General features: G+C 39.3%; 16 protein-coding genes. 7 read left to right on the top strand and 9 right to left on the bottom strand.

Annotated elements, in window-relative coordinates; translation table 11 throughout:
- Nucleotides 1-3: 3 nt before the first annotated feature.
- Together KXV15_RS11905 and KXV15_RS11900 are read right to left on the bottom strand one after the other, a co-directional pair.
- On the bottom strand, nucleotides 4-1,509 hold the full coding sequence (locus tag KXV15_RS11905; protein WP_240008430.1) for a tryptophan halogenase family protein: 1,506 nt from the start codon (nucleotides 1,507-1,509) through the stop codon (nucleotides 4-6).
- A gap of 160 nt (nucleotides 1,510-1,669) precedes the next feature.
- Nucleotides 1,670-4,789, bottom strand: coding sequence for a TonB-dependent receptor (locus KXV15_RS11900; protein WP_240008429.1), 3,120 nt, complete (start codon nucleotides 4,787-4,789; stop codon nucleotides 1,670-1,672).
- A 310-nt stretch (nucleotides 4,790-5,099) separates the two neighbouring features.
- Between KXV15_RS11900 and KXV15_RS11895 the strand changes: the two genes are divergently transcribed.
- Both KXV15_RS11895 and KXV15_RS11890 read left to right on the top strand, forming a co-directional pair.
- Nucleotides 5,100-6,128 carry a LacI family DNA-binding transcriptional regulator gene (locus KXV15_RS11895; protein ID WP_240008428.1) on the top strand — a complete coding sequence of 343 codons (1,029 nt, stop codon included), beginning with the start codon at nucleotides 5,100-5,102 and terminating at the stop codon, nucleotides 6,126-6,128.
- Nucleotides 6,129-6,465: 337 nt separating this feature from the next.
- The gene (locus KXV15_RS11890; RefSeq protein ID WP_240008427.1) at nucleotides 6,466-7,638 is read left to right on the top strand and encodes a YncE family protein; all 1,173 of its coding nucleotides are present in this window, start codon (nucleotides 6,466-6,468) and stop codon (nucleotides 7,636-7,638) included.
- Here KXV15_RS11890 and KXV15_RS11885 read toward each other — a convergent pair.
- Complete coding sequence (locus KXV15_RS11885; RefSeq protein WP_240008426.1) at nucleotides 7,628-9,253, bottom strand: alkaline phosphatase D family protein; 1,626 nt, start codon at nucleotides 9,251-9,253, stop codon at nucleotides 7,628-7,630. The two genes, KXV15_RS11890 and KXV15_RS11885, sit on opposite strands and share 11 nt — an antisense overlap.
- 13 nt (nucleotides 9,254-9,266) lie before the next feature.
- Nucleotides 9,267-12,263, bottom strand: coding sequence for a TonB-dependent receptor (locus tag KXV15_RS11880; RefSeq protein ID WP_240008425.1), 2,997 nt, complete (start codon nucleotides 12,261-12,263; stop codon nucleotides 9,267-9,269).
- A 277-nt stretch (nucleotides 12,264-12,540) separates the two neighbouring features.
- Between KXV15_RS11880 and KXV15_RS11875 the strand changes: the two genes are divergently transcribed.
- Nucleotides 12,541-14,172, top strand: a complete 1,632-nt coding sequence (locus tag KXV15_RS11875) for a c-type cytochrome (protein ID WP_240008424.1) — start codon at nucleotides 12,541-12,543, stop codon at nucleotides 14,170-14,172.
- On the opposite strand, the gene KXV15_RS11870 is transcribed toward KXV15_RS11875, so the two are convergent.
- The 5 genes from KXV15_RS11870 to KXV15_RS11850 form a co-directional block, all read right to left on the bottom strand.
- The gene (locus KXV15_RS11870) at nucleotides 14,167-15,156 is read right to left on the bottom strand and encodes a hypothetical protein (protein WP_240008423.1); all 990 of its coding nucleotides are present in this window, start codon (nucleotides 15,154-15,156) and stop codon (nucleotides 14,167-14,169) included. The two genes, KXV15_RS11875 and KXV15_RS11870, sit on opposite strands and share 6 nt — an antisense overlap.
- Nucleotides 15,156-16,253, bottom strand: a complete 1,098-nt coding sequence (locus KXV15_RS11865) for a GNAT family N-acetyltransferase (RefSeq protein WP_240008422.1) — start codon at nucleotides 16,251-16,253, stop codon at nucleotides 15,156-15,158. Before KXV15_RS11865 ends, KXV15_RS11870 begins: the two co-directional genes overlap by 1 nt.
- Nucleotides 16,246-17,232: a hypothetical protein gene (locus tag KXV15_RS11860; RefSeq protein WP_240008421.1), complete on the bottom strand. Its 987-nt coding sequence runs from the start codon at nucleotides 17,230-17,232 to the stop codon at nucleotides 16,246-16,248. Before KXV15_RS11860 ends, KXV15_RS11865 begins: the two co-directional genes overlap by 8 nt.
- 176 nt (nucleotides 17,233-17,408) lie before the next feature.
- Nucleotides 17,409-18,299 carry a ThiF family adenylyltransferase gene (locus KXV15_RS11855; protein ID WP_240008420.1) on the bottom strand — a complete coding sequence of 297 codons (891 nt, stop codon included), beginning with the start codon at nucleotides 18,297-18,299 and terminating at the stop codon, nucleotides 17,409-17,411.
- Nucleotides 18,296-19,228 carry a hypothetical protein gene (locus KXV15_RS11850; RefSeq protein ID WP_240008419.1) on the bottom strand — a complete coding sequence of 311 codons (933 nt, stop codon included), beginning with the start codon at nucleotides 19,226-19,228 and terminating at the stop codon, nucleotides 18,296-18,298. Before KXV15_RS11850 ends, KXV15_RS11855 begins: the two co-directional genes overlap by 4 nt.
- Before the next feature lie 83 nt (nucleotides 19,229-19,311).
- On the opposite strand from KXV15_RS11850, the gene KXV15_RS11845 reads away from it, so the two are divergent.
- The 4 genes from KXV15_RS11845 (at nucleotide 19,312) to kdpB (ending at nucleotide 24,722) form a co-directional block, all read left to right on the top strand.
- Nucleotides 19,312-20,145, top strand: coding sequence for an alpha/beta fold hydrolase (locus tag KXV15_RS11845; RefSeq protein WP_240008418.1), 834 nt, complete (start codon nucleotides 19,312-19,314; stop codon nucleotides 20,143-20,145).
- Between the two features lie 635 nt (nucleotides 20,146-20,780).
- The gene (gene kdpF / locus KXV15_RS13575; protein ID WP_420830587.1) at nucleotides 20,781-20,873 is read left to right on the top strand and encodes a K(+)-transporting ATPase subunit F; all 93 of its coding nucleotides are present in this window, start codon (nucleotides 20,781-20,783) and stop codon (nucleotides 20,871-20,873) included.
- Between the two features lie 26 nt (nucleotides 20,874-20,899).
- The gene (gene kdpA, locus KXV15_RS11840) at nucleotides 20,900-22,630 is read left to right on the top strand and encodes a potassium-transporting ATPase subunit KdpA (RefSeq protein ID WP_240008417.1); all 1,731 of its coding nucleotides are present in this window, start codon (nucleotides 20,900-20,902) and stop codon (nucleotides 22,628-22,630) included.
- 4 nt (nucleotides 22,631-22,634) lie between these two features.
- Nucleotides 22,635-24,722: a potassium-transporting ATPase subunit KdpB gene (gene kdpB / locus KXV15_RS11835; RefSeq protein ID WP_240008416.1), complete on the top strand. Its 2,088-nt coding sequence runs from the start codon at nucleotides 22,635-22,637 to the stop codon at nucleotides 24,720-24,722.
- The last annotated feature ends 6 nt before the right edge of the window (nucleotides 24,723-24,728 follow it).

The raw sequence follows: 24,728 nt of genomic DNA, 5'->3' as shown, positions 1-24,728 counted from the left end.
AAACTAACTCGCCACCTTGTTACAATGATTGATAAATTGTGAATGTAATGGCGCACGCGCCACAATTCTTTCTATATCTAAATTAATCTGATTAAGCGCATTTCTAAAATTACTTTGCCCCATATTTTCAACCATTAACTCGTGGTTTTGTGGTAAAACCCCAAAGCCTGAATACATTGCAAGCCAAGAAATGTGATGAAACATTTCCCACGAATATCGTACAAAATGACCACGTCTTTTATATAATTCTATTTTTTCACTAAGAGTATCTGGGATATCCATTTGCGCAACATATCGCCAAAACTCAGAATCACCACGCTGATTAAGTTTATAATGGAGAATGATAAAATCACGCACTCTTTCAAATTCTTTTTGCGCAATACGATTATGTTCTTTGATAACTTTTTCATCTATTCCATCAAAGGGGAAGAACATTTTAATACGTTCAATACCATTTTGTATCAACGCAATCGCAGTCGATTCTAATGGCTCAAGAAAACCGCTACTCAGGCCAATTGCAATACAATTCTTATCCCACGGATTTCTTCGCCCAGGTGTGAATTTTATAAGACGCGCATCTTCACGCTTTTCACTAGGAAGATTTGTTTCTAAAATCTGTAAAGCTAATTCATCGTTCATAAAATCACGGGCAAAAACGTGTCCATTTCCAGTCCGGTGATTAAGAGGGATTTGCCATTGCCAACCTGCTGAGTGGGCGGTAACCTTAGTTAAGGCGATTGGGTTTTCAATCCGCTTGCTTGGCATCGCCCAGGCGGCATTTGTCAGCAGATGTTTTTCATAAGATTCAAATTTATTGCCAAGTGTCTTTCCTATCAAAATTGCTTCAAAGCCAGAGCAATCAATAAATAGGTCTGCTTCAACTACTTTGCCGTCATCAAGCAATAATGATTTTATGAAACCATTATTCTCATTTATTTCAACTTTCTCAATTTTGGCATCGATGTAATTTAAGCCCTTGGCAAGAGAATAGTCTTTCAGAAAATTTGCAAATAGCATTGCATCAATATGTAATGCCCAATCAAATCTGGCATAGATTGGAGTAGTATCTTTTATTGGATCAGGAAGAGCAAATTTTCCTGCTTTTGCCAATGCTGATCCAAGCGCTAAATTGTCTAGACCTCCATCTAATATTTCTGGCTCATAAGCATTCAAATAATGCCAAAACCCGATATTATTGAAATCATGGCCAAAACCGCCAAAAGGATGCACAAAGCTGGAATCTTTATTTTTCCATCCATTAAATTGAATGCCAAGCTTTGCTGTTGCGCCTGTTTTTGCAATGACTTCTTGGTCACTAATTCCTAATTGGTGATAAAAAGACCTAATAGTAGGTATTGTCGCTTCGCCGACCCCAATTGTTTTAATTTTGCTAGATTCAATCAAGGTTATGTTTATGCCAGAATTTCCGTAAGAATTTATTAGACTGCTTGCAGTCATAAACCCTGCCGTCCCACCACCTACAATGATGATTTTTTTTATTTTTGGCATAAGAATTTCCAGTTTAGAATATTAATCGCTACATTTTATCTATAAATTTATTATGCCTTAAGGGGTGACAATGGGGAACAAACCATCACCACCCCTTAAGAAAAATTGCCCACATCACTCACTGGGGAAGAGTTTTTAAGCTGCAGGCAATTTCAACCTTTTACCATTTAGCTCTAACGCCGAGTGTCAATCTTCGCTCAAATTCATTTTGGAATGCAAATTGTTTGCTAGAGTTTGAGAACTTATAATTATAAGTTTCAATTTCACCAGTAACGTTAGATGCGTTCAAATAAATCGATACTTTATCATTCACATTATATGTTGCGTTAAAATCTACGAAGTTTGTAGCATCAGCATAGATTGGAACACGACTGTTACCAACCATTGTTACGACATTGTTTAATCGTTCTGAACGGTAATTATACGCTAAACGCAATTGTATTTTATCGGTTTGATACCAACCAACCAAGTTATATTGATGCTTGGAGTTATCGTTAAACGGCAATTTTTTGCCATCTAAACCCCTATCAAGCTGCGATGAAGGCGAATAGGTATAATTAGTATCTATACCGAAATTGCTCAAGTAATTGGGAACATTTAGATCCTTGAAAGCAATACGAGTACCTAGCTCTAAACCAGAAACTTTACCACCTTCGCCTTGAACCGGAAGGAAAATTGGAACAGAGGCAGCCGGGCTTCCATCAGAGTTTTTAAATTGCCCAGGCGCTGACAATATCTGCCCACCGGTTACAAAACTCGCAATATCGATATAAAATGCGGCCGCATGAACCATTGTTGCTTTGCCAAGATACCATTCCCAAGAAGCGTCAAAATCACTTGATCTCCATGGGTCTAGGTGAATGTTGCCAGAAGCAGAAGCCCCCGAAACAATACGACGATTATTCAACGGATCATCAACTGTGTTAATAGTTACGCCGCCGCCATAATTACCTAGATCAAGTGGCTGCATAGTTTTGCTAGCAGCAAATCTAAGCTTCATATTATCACGTAAATCTATATTCACGTTTAAAGACGGTAAAACATCTGTGTAAGTATTTGAATCGACATAATCACCAATATCAGCGTTTGTGTCACCATATGCTAATGTTGCACCCGTTAAATTCTGACGCGCAGTTAATGTCGTTTGAATTATATGAACGCCGAAATTACCGCTCACATTTCCTTTTTCAAACTCTGCTGCTGCGTATGCAGATTTTTCAGACAAACGTACATCATACGACTGGCCAGGGATAATTACACGAGTTGATTTACCAAATACTTTTTCTTGGAAAGCGACAATATCGTCAAAGTTCTTTGGATCAACGGCCCAGAATCCTGGAATTCCAGACGCCACACCGCCGCCAAGTCCTGTAATGAATTTAACATCATTATATTTGTTCAATGGGGTTGGCTGATTGACTGTATATCCTTGGAATACAAGCGCGCCAGTTACTGGATCTGGAACCATTTCACCTGCGGAGCATTGTGATTGGTTCATGGTTACATCAATTGCCTTCCATTGCGCCAAACACCCATTAGCAGGAACCGCATCGCCAGATACTTGGATTCCAGTGCCTGCATAAAAGTTTGAAAATAAGTGGAATTGGGCGATTGAAGTGTCACGATTAGAATAACGCACACCACCATCTATTTTTTTGATAAAGCCAAATAATGGGTTATCGAAATGATAATGGCCATCTGCTTTTGCAATATCCATATCAGTGCTTGCATCATTATTACCTTCAGATGAGAAAGCAGCAACACGATAAGAATCTAGGTTGGCCATATAATCAGCAGTAGTCTTTCCTGCACCCAGACCGCCAGCCGTGGTTAGAACTTTATCCCACCCTGAAAATACTGGAGAGCTTCCGCTAAAATCCACATGAAGCTGTGCATTAGACCCCATACCAAATGGATTTGGATTGATGTAACGACCACCAAGAGAGCCAACAATCGAATTAGAATATTGTCCTGCGAAATTTGCAGCGATAGAAGAAGGATAGAACGGACCGCGCGTTCTATCGGCGGCATTGCGGAACAATGTAAATCGATTAGGATCGTTTGGATCGATTTGCCAATTAGACAAATCACCCTGCACCTGACCATTCATACTAAGGCGATTTGCCTTAGCTTTGATGAAGCGGGTTTCTGCCGTAAAATTTCCGCCTTTGTCATATTTTAATTCTAAATTGAAATTTTTCGCTTCTGAATTATTTGTGCGATTAACTGTAAACGAGTTCAGCCATTGAGCATTTATATCGTACTGAGAAACATTTACCCAAGGCGTACCACCCGAATCCGACAATCCAGTTGGTGTTGATGCCGTAGGGTTTAGCCAACTTGAAAATACTGCACCATCCCAACGATTAGAAATGTTTAATCCAACCGCACGATTATGCTCTTCTAATTTAGTATAGAAGCCTTCAGCAACTAGGGTAAAACCTTCCCCCAACTTTGCCTCAAATGCACCTGAGATACCGAGGCGCTTACGTTGAATCTGTCGATTGTAAACCTCAAACCCGTGCGGCGATATGTAATTTGTAGATTTACCAGCGCCCCAGTCATTTTCTGAATAAACGCCACCGCCATAACCGGAATAATTGTCGCCCAAGGTGTTATCACTGTATGCGCCAGATAACATAACGCCAACTTTGTCATTGCGCCAATTTGCAAGACCATTCACTGAAAAATCATTGCCGTCCGAATACTTACCTTTAGTACCATCAGCACCACCAGTTAAGACAAAACCTTCTGCAAATTGAAACGGTCTGCGCGTTTTCAAATCGATTGTTCCAGATATACCTGCCAAAGGGGTACGAGGATCTGTTGATTTATATACCAAAACGCCATTCATTAATTGCGAAGGAACATCAAGGAAGTTTGCCTGTGCCTGACCAATACTTCCCGCAGAAAGATATTGCTCGCCATTAAATAAGGTTACAGTTTGCGCCAAGCCGCGTAAATTTACGGTGGAACCCTCACCGGCATCACGACGAATTTGAACACCCGGTACACGTTGTAGAGAATCGGCAATAGTAACGTCTGGAAGTTTGCCAATATCTTCAGCAGAAATTGCTTCAACTTGCGCAATCGCCATTTTTTTTGCAGAAACTGAACGTAGTTGCGAACCACGTACGCCCTTTACTACCACAGTTTCAGATTGCTCACCAACGCTCACTTCTTGCGCGGATGCAACACCGGCAATAGCAATTGTTGACACAGAAGCCATTAATGCAAAGAGCTTTAAGTTTGTGATTTTATTTTTAGATAATTTATTCATTTATCTCCCCTGCTTTATATTTGAACCGCACAAACGCAGTTGTACAAATACAAAAAAACAACGCTCCGAACACAAAATGTCCGATAGACAATTAATTTTTATTATGGAAACTTCGCCAGTTTCAGCATACTGCTGAATGCCGGTCTTTGTTTCCTCCCATTTTCTTTATATTTGTTAAAAACATATATGTTACATAAAAAACATCTTGTCAAGCGAAATGTCTATCGATGTCATTTTTATGTCCTTGACATATGACTTTAGCCGTGTAGTGGCTATTAAATATCTAATTAGATACTGGTAAATCAAATTCATGACTACGATTTATGATATAGCAAAAAGAGCTGAAGTTTCTACAAAGACTGTGTCACGTGTAATCAATGGCGATTCAAAAGTAAAATTATCTACCCGCGAGTTAATTTTAGAAATTATGCGCGAGATGGATTTCAAGCCTAATCAACAAGCGCGACAATTAAGACTGGGAAATAAATCAGGCATCGGTTTATTGCTAGAAGACCCTGACAGCGGCTATCAAACTAGATTTCAAAGCGCCATGCTTCACGCCGCAATGGAAGCTGGTTGTTATTTATCAGTCGAATTATTTAGCCACCTCAAAGATGATTGGAAATCTCACCTTTCAAGATATATAAAAAATTCAAATATTTCAAATATAATATTACTTCCTACACAATGTGACTTTGGCCCTTTAAGAGATTTCTTAAGAGAAAATAATGTAAATTGCGCCCTAATATCGCCTACAAATCTTGATAGTGACTTTGTATCTATTGCAATGGATGAGCGGCAGGCAGCAAGAGAAATTACAGAGTATTTAATAAATATGGGGCATCGTAAGATTGCGCATATTTCAGGACACCCAGATCACTCCGCATCATTATTACGCCGCCAGGGCTTCTATGAAGCTTTTGAAATGCACAATCTACCACGTCCACGCGATGAATATATTGTGCAAGGCGATTTTTTATTCAAAACTGGCCTAAAAGTATCTGAAGAATTATTGAAAATAAAGGATTTACCAACGGCAATTTTTGCATGTAATGATGAAACAGCGGCCGCAACATGCTCTGCGGCCCACAAAAGAGGTCTAAGAATACCGGAAGATATTACAATTGTTGGCTTTGATGACGTATATCTTGCAACTGCGATTTGGCCACCACTAACAACTGTTCGGCAACCATATTTGGAAATGGCAAGACGCGCAATTAACATCTTATCTAACATGCGTGATAAAAATGATAATGATGACGTTCAACTACGCCATGTACTGCCATATTCAATCATTGAAAGAGAAAGCTCTTCTTTATCTCCAAGAGGTGAGATTTAATAATTTAAGCCTCTATAAAGCCCCAAGTATTGCTTGAGACTGTGAGTAATAAATTGATTATATTGTGTGTTTTGGGTGCGGGGGCAGGATTTGAACCTGCGGCCTTCAGGTTATGAGCCGGATTACTTTTCTCTCAATCATTTGTTTTATGTATAGATTTTCATGTAACTTATAATGAAATAAATAATTTATGCTTCCAATCGCGACATAAATATATAAATTTATAGAGAACGTTGGTTTTCTTTATCATTTTGTCCAAACCAAAAAATTGTCATCAATATTTTGTATTTTTGAATTACATTAATCTCACTGATTAAATGATATATTTGAAATTAAAATGGTCCGCTTCTTATTTATATTATTCTTTGCATTATCTATATCCACACAAATCGCAAACGCACAAAGCATCCATAATCTTCCGGTTAAGCAAAATGGCGGCACATGGGATTCTGGGCATGTGCAGGGAATTGCCGTCGATACAAAGGGCGGCTATATTTATTATTCATTCACCAACCTTCTTGCAAAATATGATTTTGATGGAAAATTGATTGGTACATTAACTGGCTGGAATGGGCATCTTGGTGATTTGGATTTTAATCCAGATGACGGTTTGGTTTACGGCTCGCTTGAATATAAAAAAGATAATGCTTTTTATATTGCAGTTATTGATGTTGATAAAATCAATGCCGTTGGCATAAAAGCCGCTGAAACAGGAATTTTGCGCACCGTATATCTAAAAGAAGTGGCGGAAGATTATATTGCTGATTTAAATCATGACGGAATAAACGGTACAAATGATGATGGCTTAAAAGATGGACAAATGCAATCAAAAGATCATCATTATGGATGTTCCGGTATTGATGGCGTTTCGTTTGGCCCAAAAATGGGACATATTGACGGAAAACATTATCTTACAGTTGCTTATGGCATATATAGCGATATTAGTCGCAGCGATAATGACCACCAAGTATTATTACAGTACGATGTAAAAGATTGGAAAAAATATCTAAGCCCACTTATCGAGACCGCGCCACATCATAATGGGCCAAATAAGGTCAATGGCAAATATTTTGTCTATACTGGAAACACCACATATGGTGTGCAAAACCTTGCTTATGATGATAATTCAAAACGTTGGTTTATGGGCGTCTATAAAGGTAAGAAACCAAATTTCCCAAATTACACATTATTTGCAATAGACGCAAAAAGCCAACCGTTAATCTCTGACCTAGTCGGTGTTCCCGATAAAAATGGCAAAAAGTGGGAAAAAGGACTTTTAATACCGCTTGCAAAAGACGGTCTTTATGAGCCTAAAAGTGGCACCTCGGGCTGGAACCAAAAAGCCGATGTCGGCATGCAACCTGTTGGTAATGGATTATTTTATCTGGCGGTAAATTCGGGCAGTAAAGATCAACAAACTGCTGACCTAACTCTAATGCGTTGGACAGGAAATAATCAGCAGCCGTTCAGCCCGACAGGCATTGAGGAATTAAACAAAATCATACACTAAAAATATTACGACCGCGCTCGACCTTCATACGATGCGTACCTGCAAGCGTGGTTGTTTTAGTTTTTACTGTCTGCATAAACAGCCATTCTCCCGTAACATTTTGTGGGGTGATTTCAATCATCATATAACCACGTTGATGGGTATTTGCCCATTTCATCTCATGGTTAGTAGTAACAAAACCATTTGCAACAATTTTTGGATCTGCGCCCATGCTGCCCTCAATGCCGTTTGAACTTACACTATGTCCGGCAAATTCTACACCTGCGGGACGTTTATCTTCAGCTAATTCATACGCCCAAGCGTTATGGCTATCGCCAGATAGCATTACCAAGTTTGCATCGGCATCTTGCGCCGCCTTTAATAGGCGTGAACGCGCCGCAGGATAACCATCCCATCTGTCCATCCACATTGGAAGACCGTGTTTGGCGGCAAGAACATTATTTTTAAAATTAGCTATATTACGTTCACTGGCATCAGCTTTTAGCCAACCAATAGCATCATTGGGCATTATTGTTCGCCCCATTATCGTTCCCATACCAACTAATTGCCAAATTGTTGAACGTGAATTGTTTTTAAACCCATGATACAGCCAACTTTCTTGAGTTGAACCAAGCATTGTTGCCGATGGGTTCTGCCACTCTCCATCACGAAATGTATCAAGCGCGGCATCAATATTTGTTGCACGATATGCCGCACCAATATCAGCCTGTTTGGTACGTCCCAAAAGACGGGATTCGGTGCGATATAAAGTTGCCAAATTACCGATTTGATATGCCTTCCATGGCTCTTCAGAAACCGGCATCCATTCACGATAGGCCTGCATCGCGGCAGCGCGGCGAATGCTCCAATCACCTTCCTTGTCAGGTTGATGGTTTTGCGCACCACCTTCCCAACTGTCATTGGCGGATTCATGGTCATCCCAAAATGCGGTCATAGGCGCCATTTGGTGCAAAGCTTGCAAATCTGCATCTGCACGATAACAAGCGTAACGCAAACGATAGTCTGCAAGTGCGATAATTTCATGATCGGGTGCTACCACCCTTCCCGCAACGATGTTGTCATGATTGGACGAATTGCCATATTCATAAAAATAATCGCCAACATGCATCCATAAGTCAAGGTCATCACGCGCCGCCGCATGGGCGTAAGCATTAAACCACCCTACCGGAAAATTTGAACATGAAAACACTGCCAACCCAAAGCGCTTAACATTGCCTACCGGAAGCGTTTTGGTTCTGCCGATTGGCGATTTACTGCCATCAGGAGCAATAAAACGATACCAATATACACTTCCTGGTTTTAACCCATCAATCGTTATTTTTGCCGTCCAATCACGCCATGAACCGGTTTGTATACTGCCGCCAGCAATTTTTTTTGTGAAATCCTTATCTGAAGCCACCTCAACTTCGAGTTCGACAATATCATTTTGTGCGGAAACATAGCGTGTCCACAATAATACCGAATCTTCAGATGGCTCACCACTTGCCACATTATGCGTAAAACCTTTCGCAGTAAGTAAATCTTGCGCAAGCGTTCGCCCAGCAGGAAGTAAGAGCGACATAAGCCCAATGCTTCCGCCCAAAATCAAACTACGACGATCAATATTCGTAATCATGGCAATTCCTTTTTTAAAAAGTTCCTTTGATACCAACATTCCACATAGATCCATATATGCTATATTGCTGTACACGGCTTGGAATGTTTGAATAAATAATATCAGGGGCATTAAAGATGTTGCGACCTGCGACCATAAATTCAAAGTTATTTTTGAATTTGTAGCTGGCACTTATGTTCCATAATTCACGGTCGGCATGGTATAAAATGCCGTTATTTGCGGTAGTTGGCGTATTACTAAGCGAACTTGTACGATATTTTGACTGCCAATTGCCAGTAAGCTGGAAGTTAAATGGCCCGCGATTATACTTCAGCCCCCAATTAGTAGAGGTTTTTGGCATACTCACACGTTCACCATCGGGGTCAACCTGTGTAATAGAACCGCGCAACCCAATTCCTTTTAACCATCCAGGAAGAAAGGTCATTTGTTGATCATATTCAAAGACCACTCCATTATTTGTGCTGGTCCCTGCAAGATTTTGCGCACTACGGAATATATAACCTGGATAGTCAGATGAACTATAACCAACATCTTCTGGATTAACGGTAATACCCGTTACCTGCATGTCCTTCATGTCAAGCTTATATGCAGAAAGCCCAATAATACCAGATGGCTCAAGATAATATTGTAAGCTTACATAATATTTGGTTGAATGTTCTGGCTTAAGTTCAGGGTTGGGAACCGTAACAATCATCGTATCATCGTTCACGGACACAACCCCACCCAAGTTTCCATAGTCAGGGCGCAAGATAGACTGGCTAAATGCAATTTGACCGACCAGCTTTTTGCTGAAATCATATTTCATCCCACCACTTAAAAACCAATCATCATACTCGCCACGACGCGTGGAATAAGTGCCATTATGATATTGATACAAAAGCCCTTCTACAGTGCTTAATGAATATCCTGCAGCAGTAACCTCTTTTGCCGGGCGGATATCCGCTATTCTTGATGCTGTTTTTGTTTTTTCATATCGCAAACCAAGGTCAAATCGTGCCTTGCCAATCTCTGCCTGCGTCTCTCCATAAGCGGCATAAATTTCTTCTTCGATCTTTTTGTTATTGTCTAATTTACGCTTTAAATTGCCCACAGTGTCCGCAACAAAATATTCAGGATGTGCAGCATATATATCGTACATCGCATAATTGCTGTCGGCACGCCAATTTTGTAAATTAAGATTACCAGCATCGAAACCTTTAATAACAAAATCATAATAGTTTGTTGCAGGAATCATTGCCGCTGGGTCTTTTTGTGTCAGATCATTATTTGGCCCAACATATTGGAATTGTTGATAAGAACCTTCGTTGGTTTGCCATTCATTTGTCCGCCCACCGAGACCGGCAAGCATTGTTACTTGAACCGAATTGACATTAAGCCTCTTCTTCAAATCAAGGTTTAAACCATACATCTTGCCTTTTGCATCGGATTCTGAGGTGCGGATATTATTACCAATATCACTGTCACGGTTGAAGCTTGTTGCATCACCCCAAGGACGGCCAGCGGTTTGATTAAGTGTCCATGCGTTTGAATCTTCTGATGCACGGTCAAGTGTAAAACCGATATTTGTTAGATAACTATCAGTACGTTGGAAAAACCCCTTGCTATTATCGCGGAAGTTGAATTGAGATGTTGAATAACTACCGCGCAAAACGGCTTCGATAGTGTCACCTCTATATTCAAGTTTTGGCGCAAAAAGATACACGGGAGTTGCCGCATAACGGTGTGAATATTGGGTATGAAGGCGGGTATTAGTTCCATTTGCATTTACGACAATATGAGTTGGCGTTGAATCAGCCGTTGCATAAGATTTCGTTGTCGTACCAAAAATTAAATAAGTATATTGGTTGAAATATTCCACATCATAAAAAGAATATGTGCCACGTAATGATAATGCGAGCTTGTCTGTAATCTTGTAATCAACGGCAAGGTTAGCGGCTTTACGATGGGTTAGCTTCGGACCCGGGCGCCACATTACCTGATAAGGCATAACACGACCATCAGGAAGATAAGACCAATCTGTTTGTATTCTGTCTTGTTGGACATAGTTTGCATTATAACTTGCGTTAAATGCAATACCCAAACGACCATCAAGAAATACATCACCATAACCAAATTGTGCAGATGGATAAATGGTTGAATGTTTTTTATCATCAGGAAAATAAATTGGATTACGGCGGGAATCAGATGTTCCCACACCGCCAATTTGGAAACGCAATAAACGGCTTTTACGTTGGAAGGCATATTGGCTGCGCATATTGATGCTGCCCCCCGGTGAGTCGGCATCCATACTGGCGGTTAAAGTGTTATTTAACTCAATTGAATCAATACCTGTAATCGACATTTGCTCAAATGAGTTCTGACGCCCACTATTATTATTTGATGTAGCTGTCGCCATGCGCGCGCCATCTGTTGTGAATGTTGAATATTTCGGGTCAAGGCCACCAATACGAACCGAAGTTGCATCAACTTCTGTATAATCAAGAGATAGACCGGGCATATTTTTCATAAATTCGCCCACATCGCCCATGGTCAAAATTCCGTAATTATCGGCGGCAACCACGCTTTTTGCATTTAAAGATGCGCGGCGCTCCATCAATGCTTTTGCTTGTCCACCACGTGCGGCGGTAACAATTACGGTGTTGGGGTCACTGCTGCCCAATGAAGTATATGACATTGGTTTTAATTCAATGTTTAATGTCGCGGTCTGATTTATTCCAACTTCAACCGGTGATTTCCATTCCTGCAAGCCTGCATATCTTACAGTAAGATTTGCCGTACCGGCAGGAACACCATTTAAAAAGAAAACACCGCCGTCACCAGAATAAGCAGAAATATTTGTGCCTTCAATTCTAACTTCTGCATTGGCAATATATTCGCCTGTCGCAGTATTTATTACCCGCCCTTGAATATTACCTGAAGTAACATTTTGAGCATAACTAATAGTAGGTGAAGCTGCAAAAAGCGCAATTAAAGCAGTACTTAAACACAATGCAGAATAACGATAACTCATTTTTTGCCCCTAAAAAAAATGTAATAATTGGGGCTGTTTAGTTAGTCGTTATAACAATTATTTGACATTAACTTTTCATTATTGCGAAATAAATAATACAATAAAATTGCTTCATACATCGTGAAGAAGTTTTGGAATTTTATGTCATGTGTTTAATTCTGATTTTTCCTTTTAAGATATCAAATCTGCTAAATCAACGCAAACTTAGGTTGTTAATATTTTGATTAGTCAATTGTTGTAAAACAACAAAATTATACCAGTTTTACAGGAATGATTAATGAAAAAACGAAATTTATCAATTTTTGTAATAATTTTTATTATTGTTGTGTTTGGTATTTTTATTTTCAAGAAATTTGAAAATGGTGCAAATTCGGATTTAGTCGCTTCAGATTTGCCAAATTTATCACCCAAAGAGCGTGGCGCTTTTTATTTTTCAGGCGACGCTTGGGGCGGGTTAAGTTTAGGAGCTTTGAAGACACATGCTATTCCGTGGAAAATAACTACTGCATCGCTTATCATTAATGAACAGCATATTAACCCCAATATCAAAACAAATAAATCTGAAATTGATAATATTTTCCAACAATTTGGTTTTCTAAAATACAAAGAAATTGCAAATTTTCCTAAAGGTGCAAAACCCATAAAATCGCAATTACCCAATGGCATGGTTTATGGTAATCTTTTAGGGGTTCAGATGGCAAATATTGGCTGTTCATCTTGTCATAGCGGCGTTTTATATAATGAAGATGGTACACCTAATACAGATAAAATATGGCTCGGATCACCCAATACTTCACTTAATTTAGAGGCCTATATACAAGAGGTTTATAATTCATACATAATCAGCCTTAATGATAAAGAACGCTTACTGAAGACCATAAAACAAATTTATCCTGAAACCACCGCCACCGAAATGTTTATGATTAAATATTTCATTCTGCCGCAAATAGAAAATCGTATGAAAATGCTTGCAAAAAGTGGACGTGCTTTACCATTTCCTAGCGGTTCACCTGGGGTTACAAACGGTGTTGCCGCACTTAAACTTATGATGAAATTGGATATGGATGATGGTGGCAACAATGAAACAGGTTTCACATCAATTCCCGACCTTGGAGACAGGGCTTGGCGAAGCTCAATGCTTTATGATGGGGCCTATGCACCAAGCAAGGATAAAAGACAAATTCCTTTGAAATATAAGGACATAAACCAAAAAAGCATCGACAGACTTGCAATAATTACAAGTTTCTTTTCTGTACCAAGCATGGGAGTAAGTCCAAATGTAACCCATAGAAATTACAACAAAGCCAAAGATGTCTATGCATTTTTAAAAGATTATCACGCGCCCAAATACCCTGCAAAAATCAATATGGTTGCAGCCAAAAAGGGTGAAGGAATTTATGGTGAAAAATGTGCGTCCTGTCACGGATATTATAATTATGATTTATCTAATCCAAAATTGGTGCAATTCCCAAATTGGATTGGTGATGTCGGAACCGATAAAAGACGGGCGCAGGTATTTAATCAAAATGCGGCAAATGCAGTAAATTCTACAATTTATAAAAAAGATTTGATCGCCAAACATACCGGTGAATATGTCGGAACACCATTATCAGGCATATGGCAAAGTGCGCCATATCTTCATAATGGTTCTGTTCCCACTATTGATGCGTTATTAAACCCGTCAAAAAGACCAAAAAAATTTATGACTGGTGGGCATAGCCTTGATTTCGTCAAACTTGGGATAAAGATTGATGAGAACGGAAATTATCCCGCAAACTATAAACCGTGGTCAAAACCTGAAATATACGAAACGACAAAATCCGGAATGTCAAATTCGGGGCATGATTACGGGTCAGAATTAACACCTGATGACCAAAAGTCTTTAATCGAATATCTTAAATTACTATAATAACAAATCCTCTGGCTTTAACCGCGCGCGAATTGCCATATTATCGGAACGACCTATACGAAATGTGGTAATAATTCGTCTTTCGTTGCCAATATTATATTTATTGCATAAAAGATTCTGACATTCTATATCATCTGCCAAAGAAGCCATTACCGCCGCTTGAAAGCCATTTGCAACAATTTTAAGCCAGGTTAGGTAAAAATGTCTTCCGCTTTCATAATGGCTTTCGGTTTTTGGGCGGTGTAATAATATTACGCCCGCACTTCCAATAACTTTGCCTGCTTCGGCTGTTATTGGCCCCCCCAGCCCAATTTTATCAATCAAGGGAAATATTTTTTTGCTTAATACAATGCCCGCTGCTTTCGCTTCAAATTCGGACATTGCCATTGCATCATAATTTAGACCATCAATAGACCATTTGGGGTGTTTTTTGGAAAGGCGCATCCACGATAATAATTCTTCGCGAAAATTATCATCCCGAAAAAATCTTAGGCTTGCGGCATCATAAATCTTACCAATTTCTTTTAAATCTTCTTTTTCGGTTACAGAAATAATATTATCGTCAGATAATGATTTTGCGGCGGCAGTATCCCGGGGAAGCACTTTATTAAAATTCCCACGTTGTGAATATCTTTTAGTTACAAATTCTGCAAGCGGATGTTTTCCTGCACCTTTTGTGATTTCAAAAGCCCTGCACGTTTTAATGTTATTTCCAAAGCCAATATCACTGTCAAACTCACCCTTATCAACAAGCGAGTAGCCTTGATTTGCAAGCTCTATCCTTAATCCTTCGGCGGCAATTCCAAGGCTAAAACCTGTATCACGCCCCATTGGGTCACCACATGGAATACGACGAGTTAAATCTTCTAAAAGGTAAATATTATCACCCGTGAAATGAAAACGTGCTGGTTGAACATTATGTACGCTTGGTGCGTTTGCAACCGCAGCAATAAGTTTTAATTGCTGTTCACGTGTAAACAACATTATGAGATTTCCTTTTTAAAAAGATGCAGGCCTTGCAATTTTTTTGCGCCGATTTTTTCAATTTGTCTAAGGCTGGCTTTATTTATGTCGGCTATCCAGGTAATCCCCAATTCTTCATAACCGCCGACTTTAAGTGCTTTAATAACATGCCCCAACATTGCAGGGTTAATTCCCATTTTATGAAATTCTTTTGCCACTGAATAAAAAATTATAACTGCCCGTTTGCGGTTAAAGCGATATTTTATGAAATTGAATAAGGTCATAAAATTATATCTTGATTTGGAATCTTTCATAAAACCATTCAAATCAGGGATACAAATTATCGTACCAACAGGTTTCCCGTCATGATGCACTATTGCAGATAATCTGGGGTCAAGTATCGACATCATTTCTTGTGCCTGAAATGTGAATTCCTCTGGTGTTAGTGGAACAAACATTGGGTTTTCACTAAAGCCATCATTTAAGACGATGCGAGCTTCTTCCATTCTTTTTTTAAAATCTTTACGCAAGATTGGAGCAAAGCTAAAACCACGGGCGGTAAACTCCTCATAATCTGGGGCATTTATTGTGGCATTGGCGACATCAAGGGTGAACGTAGACATTGGAAAAAATCGTATAAATCCATTTTTTTCAAGCAACTTTGGAATATATGGCGGGTTTACAACCATATCAGTATAAGTTTTAACGCCAAATCCTTCGGTAACAATTCCCGCCTGTTGCATTGCGGTAAGGTTAAAATTTCCGACAAGCTCTGTCATGCCATATTCACTTGCAAATTCAGCGGCAACATCAAGCAAAATTTTCGCAATTTTATCATCATTTTTGCAGTCAAAAAAACCAAATTGAGCACGTTTAATACTGTGTAATTCATTAGATTGGCGGTGAATATTGGCAATAATCCGGCCAACAGGTTTTCCGCCTTCAAAAACCACCCAAAACTTAAAAGGGTTACCACAACTGAATAACGGGTTTTTTTCAGCATCCAGAAATCGGAATATATCCGATTTCATTGGTGCAACATAATTATCAGTGTCATCGTAAATATTGAATGTGGTTTCAAAAAATGCCGCTTTGTCATTTTCAACTAATTTAATCATTACCTGCCCTTTCGGCAATTAAGGTAAATATTCTCAGTTCTGTGTCCAATTTTTTATCAAAGCCAATTTGCCCAGTAGCAATTGCCAAAAATTTTGCGGGAGACCTATTGAGGCGCAGAAGATAATTAGCCCCTGTTTCATCTAATAGATTTGATAATGCCTCTGCGGTTTTAGTTTTGGTATAGGTTTCGCGATTTATCACACGCTCTTGTAAAAAATCACTTATTGTTTCGTCATCGTATAATTGCAATTCCTTTAAACCCAGAATTTTCCCTGATGAAGTTAAAGGATGTGCTGAAATAATTTCATTAAGGCTTGAATTATCGCCAATCTCGCTAATTTTTTCGAGGAGGTTTTTACCGAATCTTGCATCAAGATAATTTTCAATGTTTCGATAAAGACCAAGAAGAACAATATTTATCGCAAAGGCAAAAGCCCAAACTTGCATCATCAAATTAAAGCCAACACCAGGTCGCAATATTAAAATAGCAATATCTAATAATGTCACGCTTAGAGATATGATTGCCAAATCCTGTAAAAGCTCTCGTGGCGATCCTTTTTCCGACGACAATGCATATGTGGTATTTACAAAAATTAGTATGCCAATTGCCCCCAAAGTTATCGGTATATTCGGCCACAACCCCCTAAATTCAGTAACTACAAGTAATGAGCAAACGGCAATTGCGATTGTAAAACTATCCACCATTTTTGTTTCAAAGAGTGAATTTTGATTATTGCGGTTTTTAATCAAAAATAACGTAATTATCAAAAGGCTTAGTGCGCAATATGCCGCAAAAAGCGTCAACCAAAAAACTGGCCATACCGCTCCCAGAAACAGTGCGCCAGCGAAGAAAATTCCTGCGCCGACTAATACAAAAAGTTTGATATATTTTTTTGCGTGTCGTCTTAAAACTTCTTCGGCAATCAATAATATTAAGAATGGCATGATTGCACCTGATGCCATTATAATATTCACCAAAAAGGGCAACAAATGAAAATAAAAAATTTGCCGAGCGAGGAAAAACACAACTAAACTTCCGTATAGAATACTAAGTTTATTGTCTAAGCTTGACTTATTTGGTTTAAGACCAGCCAGAAATGCGGCAACCACGCCAATCAGTGTTATAAAGTTTAGAATTGCATCCGCTATGAGCATTACTCACCTATCAGCTTATTTAAAAACTTTCTTACGAAATAAAGCTTTATATTTGCTAATAATGGCGATAACGGTCTTTCGGTTTTGGTGGTGTGAGTATTAAAGAAATAACCACGATAATCTGCACCGCCTGCACGCCCTAAAATTTGTCGAATAGCTTCTTCAGCCATCATAGTTCCTGCCATAGTTACCATGGTTGAAAATGAAAAACGCGAACGCTTACCCGCAGCTACTTCCGCGGCAATTTCCAAATCAACATATTTATGCGAATTTGAATTTACCAATACATATTCGATTTCCCGCATTAGACATTCATTGCGCATTTCCCGTGTGATGTTTTTCCAATCTATGCCTATTGTCGGGTAATTTAAGCGCTCCTCCGGGCGCGGGTCTTCAGGGCAAACCATTGTTACAGATGGCAATGGCGAAGCATAAGCATCAATGACTTTTAACCCATGCTTTTTGGCAATGCGATATAAATGGACGCCAGCAGCGGCATCATCCATTCCATTTACAAAAATATCAGACTTTGTAGCTATTTCTTCTAAATTCTCAGTCCAGTCACCGTGATAAACTTCTATATTCACTTCAGGGTTTATTTTAAGCGCTTGTGCTTTTGCTGCGACTGCTTTGTGAATATTTACCGTATCAAGATTGCAAAATAATTGTCGATTAAGGTTGGAAATTTCAAAACCATCAAGATCTGCAATTATAAAATTTCCGATACCTGCACGTAACATTGCCATAAACGCCGCGCCACCCATTCCGCCTATGCCTGGAATAAAAACTCTTGCATTACGCAATTTACCCTGTTCATCAGCATTAATAAAACCTGCATTACGCGTAATCATGGTTTTATAGGAAAATATTTCTGAAGCATTATCCATCATTTGTTCGGCCTTAATCTTCCAAGCTGTTTGTCAGAACATATCCATTGAATTATTGGAGCAACAATCGACTGAATGCTTAATAGTAAAATCTGCACCACAATTTGCGGAATTGCGTTTTTTGGCGTTGATTTTCTTATAAAGCCTCCGGCACTTTTTATATTTAACTGGCCGATTTGCAGAACATCATCGCCTCGTTCGTAATTTAAGCGCTCCAAGCAAAATTCATTATAAACAGCGTCACGGTGTTTCTGTGCATCGGCAAAAGTTTTTTTAAGATTATCAGAACCACCAGTATAAGCGTTAGTTATTATACTGTTGTCAATCTCATAGCCGGCATCGTCGCCAACGCCAAAAATATGGCGATATGAGCCCATAATTTGTCTTGCAATATACTGATGGGCAAAACTTGGCTCTGTACCTTTTTGTGCTGGCCAAACATTGTCAAATGTTTGCGCAACCATACCAACAACAGCAGGAACTTGGGTTACGCTGCTAACCCATAAAGGTCGTAGTTGCCGCCTTGTAAATAATAATATGCATGTTAAACCATAAAGTATCCATGACAACCCTGATGATCTTACATCGGGGCGAACCATAACAAGGCCAAGATGTAATAATTCCGTCTGACTACCACCAATATTCACTTTAATTAGTGGCATTGCATTAAAAGCGATCGGTTCATCTTTATTATTTTTGATTAATGTTATGATTGTATTTTTTAAATTTTCCGGATCATCGGAAAAGATTCCATAATCCAAAACAACACCCTTAAGGCATTCTCTAGCAATCGTTTTACATTCATTTGCTAGTTCTTTAAGTTCATTGTCGGGCAACCACTCACCTGGGCATTCAATTATTCGAACTTTTATGTCTTTAGATGGTGAAAAAGATAGATTTAACCTTTGTGAAGTTAATATATCAAAAAACATGAAATCATCAGCCCCTTAATAAAATATATAAACTTTAAATATTAATATTGAGATAAGGTTGTTTTAGATTAATATTCTCTGCCATGTTTAATTTTAATACCCAAATTATAAAACTTAATAATAATTATTTTACGCGTTATTATGACAGCGGTGGGAATGGCGAAGCCGTAATTTTATTACATGGTCTTGCTTTATCGATTGAAATATGGGGGAAAATTATTGACGGGTTAAAAGATAAATTCCGTGTATTGGCGTTTGATTTTCCAGGTTTTGGTCAAGCAGATAAACCTAATGTAAATTATGATTCTGAATTTTTCGGTGAACAAATCATTGCTTTTATGGATACCCTTAATATCGAAAATGCGCATCTAATTGGAAGCTCTCTTGGCGGTAGCACTTTAGTAAGGCTTAGTAAAAAGCACCAACACAGGATGAATAAAATAATCCTTATGGCGCCTGGTGGCTTTGGTCGTGAATGTAATATTATTATGAGGGCACCTTCTTTACCTTTAATCGGTTACATACTTGGAACACCTTCATATTCATCAAATAAATTTTCAATGTCACTTTCAATGGCAGATAAAAATAACGTGACGCATGAATTACTTGAAACAATCACTAAATACTCTTCAATGAAAGGCTATCAAAGAGCCTTTATACGATGTGTCAAAAGTGGCATTGGACCTTTTGGCGTAAAGAATGTTGAAAGTTTCCGTGAATGTGCTCGTAATATTAAATGTGATTGTCTAATAATCTGGGGGAAACAAGATAAAGTTTTTCCGCTTTTTCAGGCAAACATTGCTCATGAATTAATTGAAAATTCAAAACTTGCAATCATTGAAAATTGCGGTCATTACCCCCACTGGGAACAGGCTGAATCCTTCTTGAAATATACAATTGATTTCTTAAAGATTTGAAACGTAATTTCACACAAAAGCCTATGCTATCAAAACAGGTAGCTTATGAATATAATTTTCTTGTTCTGGCAAGGATTACAAATGAGAGATAGTCATCCAAAGAAGCTGATTGCAATTTCATCACCGATAGGTGAGATTTGTAATATTTAAGCCTATTAAAGCCGCTGAATATTTTTCTCGGCTGTGAGTAATAAATGACTTATTGTGTGTTTTGGGTGCGGGGGCAGGATTTGAACCTGCGGCCTTCAGGTTATGAGCCTGATTTTATTTTGCATAATTAATTGTTTTAATTTGTATTTTCATCTGCTAAATATTTTTATGTGCTAAATTATGTGCTAGACAACGCGAGTCCATTCCCTATTCTGGCTTTAAAGTGTGCTAAATTCCCCAATTTGTACATTACATTGCGCGCAAGTTTGTCTTCACCAATAAAACCAATAACCGATTTCAATAAATCTTTACGCTTTTCATACGCGCCACGGCAATAAATTAACAACCAATATACACCGAAAATATTAAACCCCTTCATGACAGGAGGTCAAAATGGCTTTTGTATATTTATTTATCTGCGCGTTTTTCTTTGCATTAACTGGTGCAGTAGTGGTTTATCTTGACAGAATGAAGGCGACAGAAAAATGACCATATTTTATGCCATAGCCGCAATCATTGCAGCTGCATTACTAATTTATCTGTTCGTGGCTTTGCTAAAGCCTGAACTATTCCCATGAACTTTCCCGTGAATTGAGGTATCAAGATGGCACATCTTCTTACGATGAACGGCTTATTACAACTCGTCGCATATTTTTTAATATTGGCAATTTTTTATATTCCAATTGGCAATTATATGGCGAACGTCTTTTCAGGGAAAAACACTGTTTTAAGCCCTATTTTTAAGCCAATCGAAAAATCCATATACAATTTATTGAGCATTAATCCTGAAAAAGGAATGAATTGGCGTGAATATGCAATTACACTTTTAGCATTTTCATTTGCAGGTTTCGTGCTTTTATATTTAATCTTATTATTCCAAGGACTTTTGCCATTTAATCCGCAAAAGTTTGCTGGACTTTCACCACACCTGGCATTCAATACCGCAGTTAGCTTCATCACCAATACAAACTGGCAATCTTATGGCGGCGAAAGCACTTTAAGCTATTTTTCCCAAATGGCAGGTCTTTGCACCCAAAACTTTGTATCAGCGGCAGTTGGTTTAAGCGTATTAATCGCACTAATTCGCGGGTTAAGAGGTGTTGAAACCAGTGACATTGGAAATTTTTGGGCAGATGTCACGCGTGCAAACCTATACATTTTACTACCACTTTCCCTAATTGTTGCAATCTTATTGGGTCTAAGCGGCGTCATTCAAAACTTTCAAAATTATCTTGAAATAACAACCCTTGAAGGTGCAAAGCAAACTATTGCAATGGGCCCTGTTGCATCTCAAGAAGCAATTAAAATGCTTGGCACTAATGGTGGTGGTTTCTTTAATGTAAATTCCGCCCACCCATTTGAAAACCCAACCCCAATAAGCAATTTTATTGAAGTAGTTTCAATTCTACTTATTCCGGTTGCCCTTTGCCAAACATATGGCGTGATGGTTAATGATAAAAAGCAAGGTCTTGCTATAATTGCCGCAATGGTTTTGATTTTTGCGCCATTATTAATTTTTTGCGTCACTCAAGAACAGGCTGGCAACCACGTCCTTACCACGTTGAACATAGATCAAAGCGTAAATTCGCTTCAAGCCGGTGGTAATATGGAAGGCAAAGAAACACGCTTTGGCATTGTTAATTCTGCCCTTTGGGCAAGTGCTACCACCGCCGCATCCAATGGTTCGGTAAATGCCATGCACGACAGCTTTACACCGCTTGGCGGGCTTGTACCTATGGTGTTGATGATGTTCGGCGAAGTTGTATTCGGTGGCGTAGGATCTGGTCTTTATGGAATGTTACACTTCGTCATTATGACCGTATTTATAGCAGGCCTTATGGTAGGTCGAACACCGGAATATCTTGGTAAAAAGATTCAATCTTATGAGATGAAAATGGCATCTTTGGCGGTTTTGGTACCAAGCCTTTTTGTGCTTATCGGTGTGTCCATCGCTCTCATGACCAAAGCAGGACAGGCAGGCATTTTCAATAATGGCGCACAAGGTTTTAGCGAGGTTTTGTATGCATTTACCTCTGCGGCAAATAATAATGGCTCTGCTTTTGCCGGTCTTGGCGCGAACAGTCCATTCTATAACACATTGCTTGGGGTTTGCATGTTGGCAGGGCGGTATTGGATTATTATTCCAACCCTTGCTTTAGCTGGTTCATTGGCTGGTAAAAAACATATTCCAATTTCAGCAGGAACTTTACCGACCCATACACCATTATTTGTCGGCATTCTTATTGGGGTCATTATTTTGGTTGGCGTATTAACTTATGCGCCATCACTAGCGCTTGGCCCTGTTGTTGAACATCTTCACATGATTAAGGAGTAATGCCATGAATGAAGGCATAAAATCCAATTCTTTATTTGATGGGGCAGACATAAAGGAAGCAATTATGCTTTCATTAAAACGCCTCGCGCCACAATATCAATTGCGTAATCCTGTTATGTTTTTGGTTTTTGTTGGCTCTGTTGTTACCACATTGATTTTTATTGCAATGTTATTGGATAAGAACTCTATTGCTGGCGGCGGTGAACCAATTTGGTTTGTTGGCGCGGTAACTTTTTGGCTTTGGTTCACCCTTATATTTGCCAATTTTGCAGAAGCAATAGCCGAAGGACGCGGCAAAGCGCAAGCTGGCTCTTTAAAGGCGGCAAGACGTGACGTTAGCGCGAAGAAAATTAATCACCCGGATGAATTTGAAAACTTCACAATGGTGTCCGCCAATACACTTCGCAAAGGTGATCTTGTTTTAATCGAAGCCGGCGATTTTGTTCCATCCGATGGACAAGTAATTCAAGGCATCGCATCTGTTGATGAAAGCGCGGTAACAGGTGAATCTGCACCAGTTATCCGTGAATCTGGTGGGGATCGTGATGCATTAACAGGCGGCACAAGAGTGCTTTCCGATTGGGTGGTAATGAAGGTTACATCTGACCCCGGTGAAAGCTTTCTTGATAAAATGATTGGACTAGTAGAAAGTGCCAAACGCCAAAAAACACCAAATGAAATCGCGCTTTCAATTTTATTGGCTATGTTGTCAATTGTTTTTCTTCTGGTTTGTATTACCTTACTACCGTTTAGTCTTTTCAGTGTCGAAAAAGCAGGGGCGGGTTCGGTAATTACAATTACGGTTTTGGTTGCCCTTATGGTTTGCCTAATCCCGACTACTATCGGTGGACTATTATCGGCAATCGGCATTTCGGGAATGCAACGGCTTATTAAAGCCAATGTTATCGCAACTTCTGGGCGCGCGGTTGAGGCAGCAGGTGACGTAAACGTACTTTTGCTTGATAAAACCGGCACAATAACTTTCGGCAATCGACAAGCAGCAGCATTTTACCCGGCACCCAATGTCTCTGATCAAATGCTTGCTAGTGCCGCTAGGCTTGCGAGTATAGCAGATGAAACACCTGAAGGTCGCTCCATTGTTGTTCTCGCTCAAAAGCTATTTAATTTATCACCAATTGACGTAAAAAGCCTCAATGCAACTTTTATTCCATTCAGCGCGGAACAGCGTATCAGTGGGATTGTTATCAATGACCGTCACATTATGAAGGGCGCGGGTGATGCAATTGCAAAAGTTGTAACCATAAAAGGAGGCAATGTGCCCGAGGCGATTACCAAAAAAATTGAAGAAATCGCACGCCAAGGCGGAACACCATTATGCGTTGCCGAAGAAGATGCAATTTTGGGCGTTGTGCACCTCAAAGATATTGTTAAACCCGATATCAAAGCCCGTCTTGCTGATTTGCGTAAAATGGGCATCAAGAGCGTTATGATTACAGGTGATAATCCTTTGACTGCGGCGGCGATTGCGTCAGAAGCAGGGGTTGATGATTTCATCGCCGAGGCTACCCCTGAAACCAAACTAAAATATATTCGCAAGATGCAAGAAGGTGGCGAATTGGTGGCGATGGTTGGTGATGGCACCAATGATGCACCCGCTCTTGCGCAATCAGATGTTGCCGTTGCAATGAACTCTGGAACACAAGCAGCGAAAGAAGCTGGCAATATGGTGGATTTGGATTCCGACCCTACGAAGCTGATTGAAATTGTGGAAATTGGCAAACAATTATTAATGACGCGTGGTGCATTAACTACGTTTTCAATTTCCAATGATTTGGCGAAATATTTTGCTATTATCCCTGCTGCCTTTGCTACAACCTATCCTGCACTAAACTCATTAAATATTATGGGTTTAACATCACCACAAAGTGCAATTTTATCGGCCGTTATCTTTAATGCCCTGATAATTATTGCGCTCGTACCATTGGCTCTAAAGGGTGTGAAATACCGCGCAGAATCGGCATCCAATATGCTTAGACGTAATGTCTTCATATATGGCCTTGGCGGAATAATCGTGCCTTTTATCGGTATCAAAATCATCGATATTTTATTGACAAGTGTCGGCTTGGCATAGGGGATT

Origin of the sequence: Pseudaquidulcibacter saccharophilus, assembly GCF_019455445.1 — a bacterium.
Lineage (GTDB): Bacteria > Pseudomonadota > Alphaproteobacteria > Caulobacterales > Aquidulcibacteraceae > Pseudaquidulcibacter > Pseudaquidulcibacter saccharophilus.
This window is presented reverse-complemented; position numbering and strand designations above follow the sequence as displayed.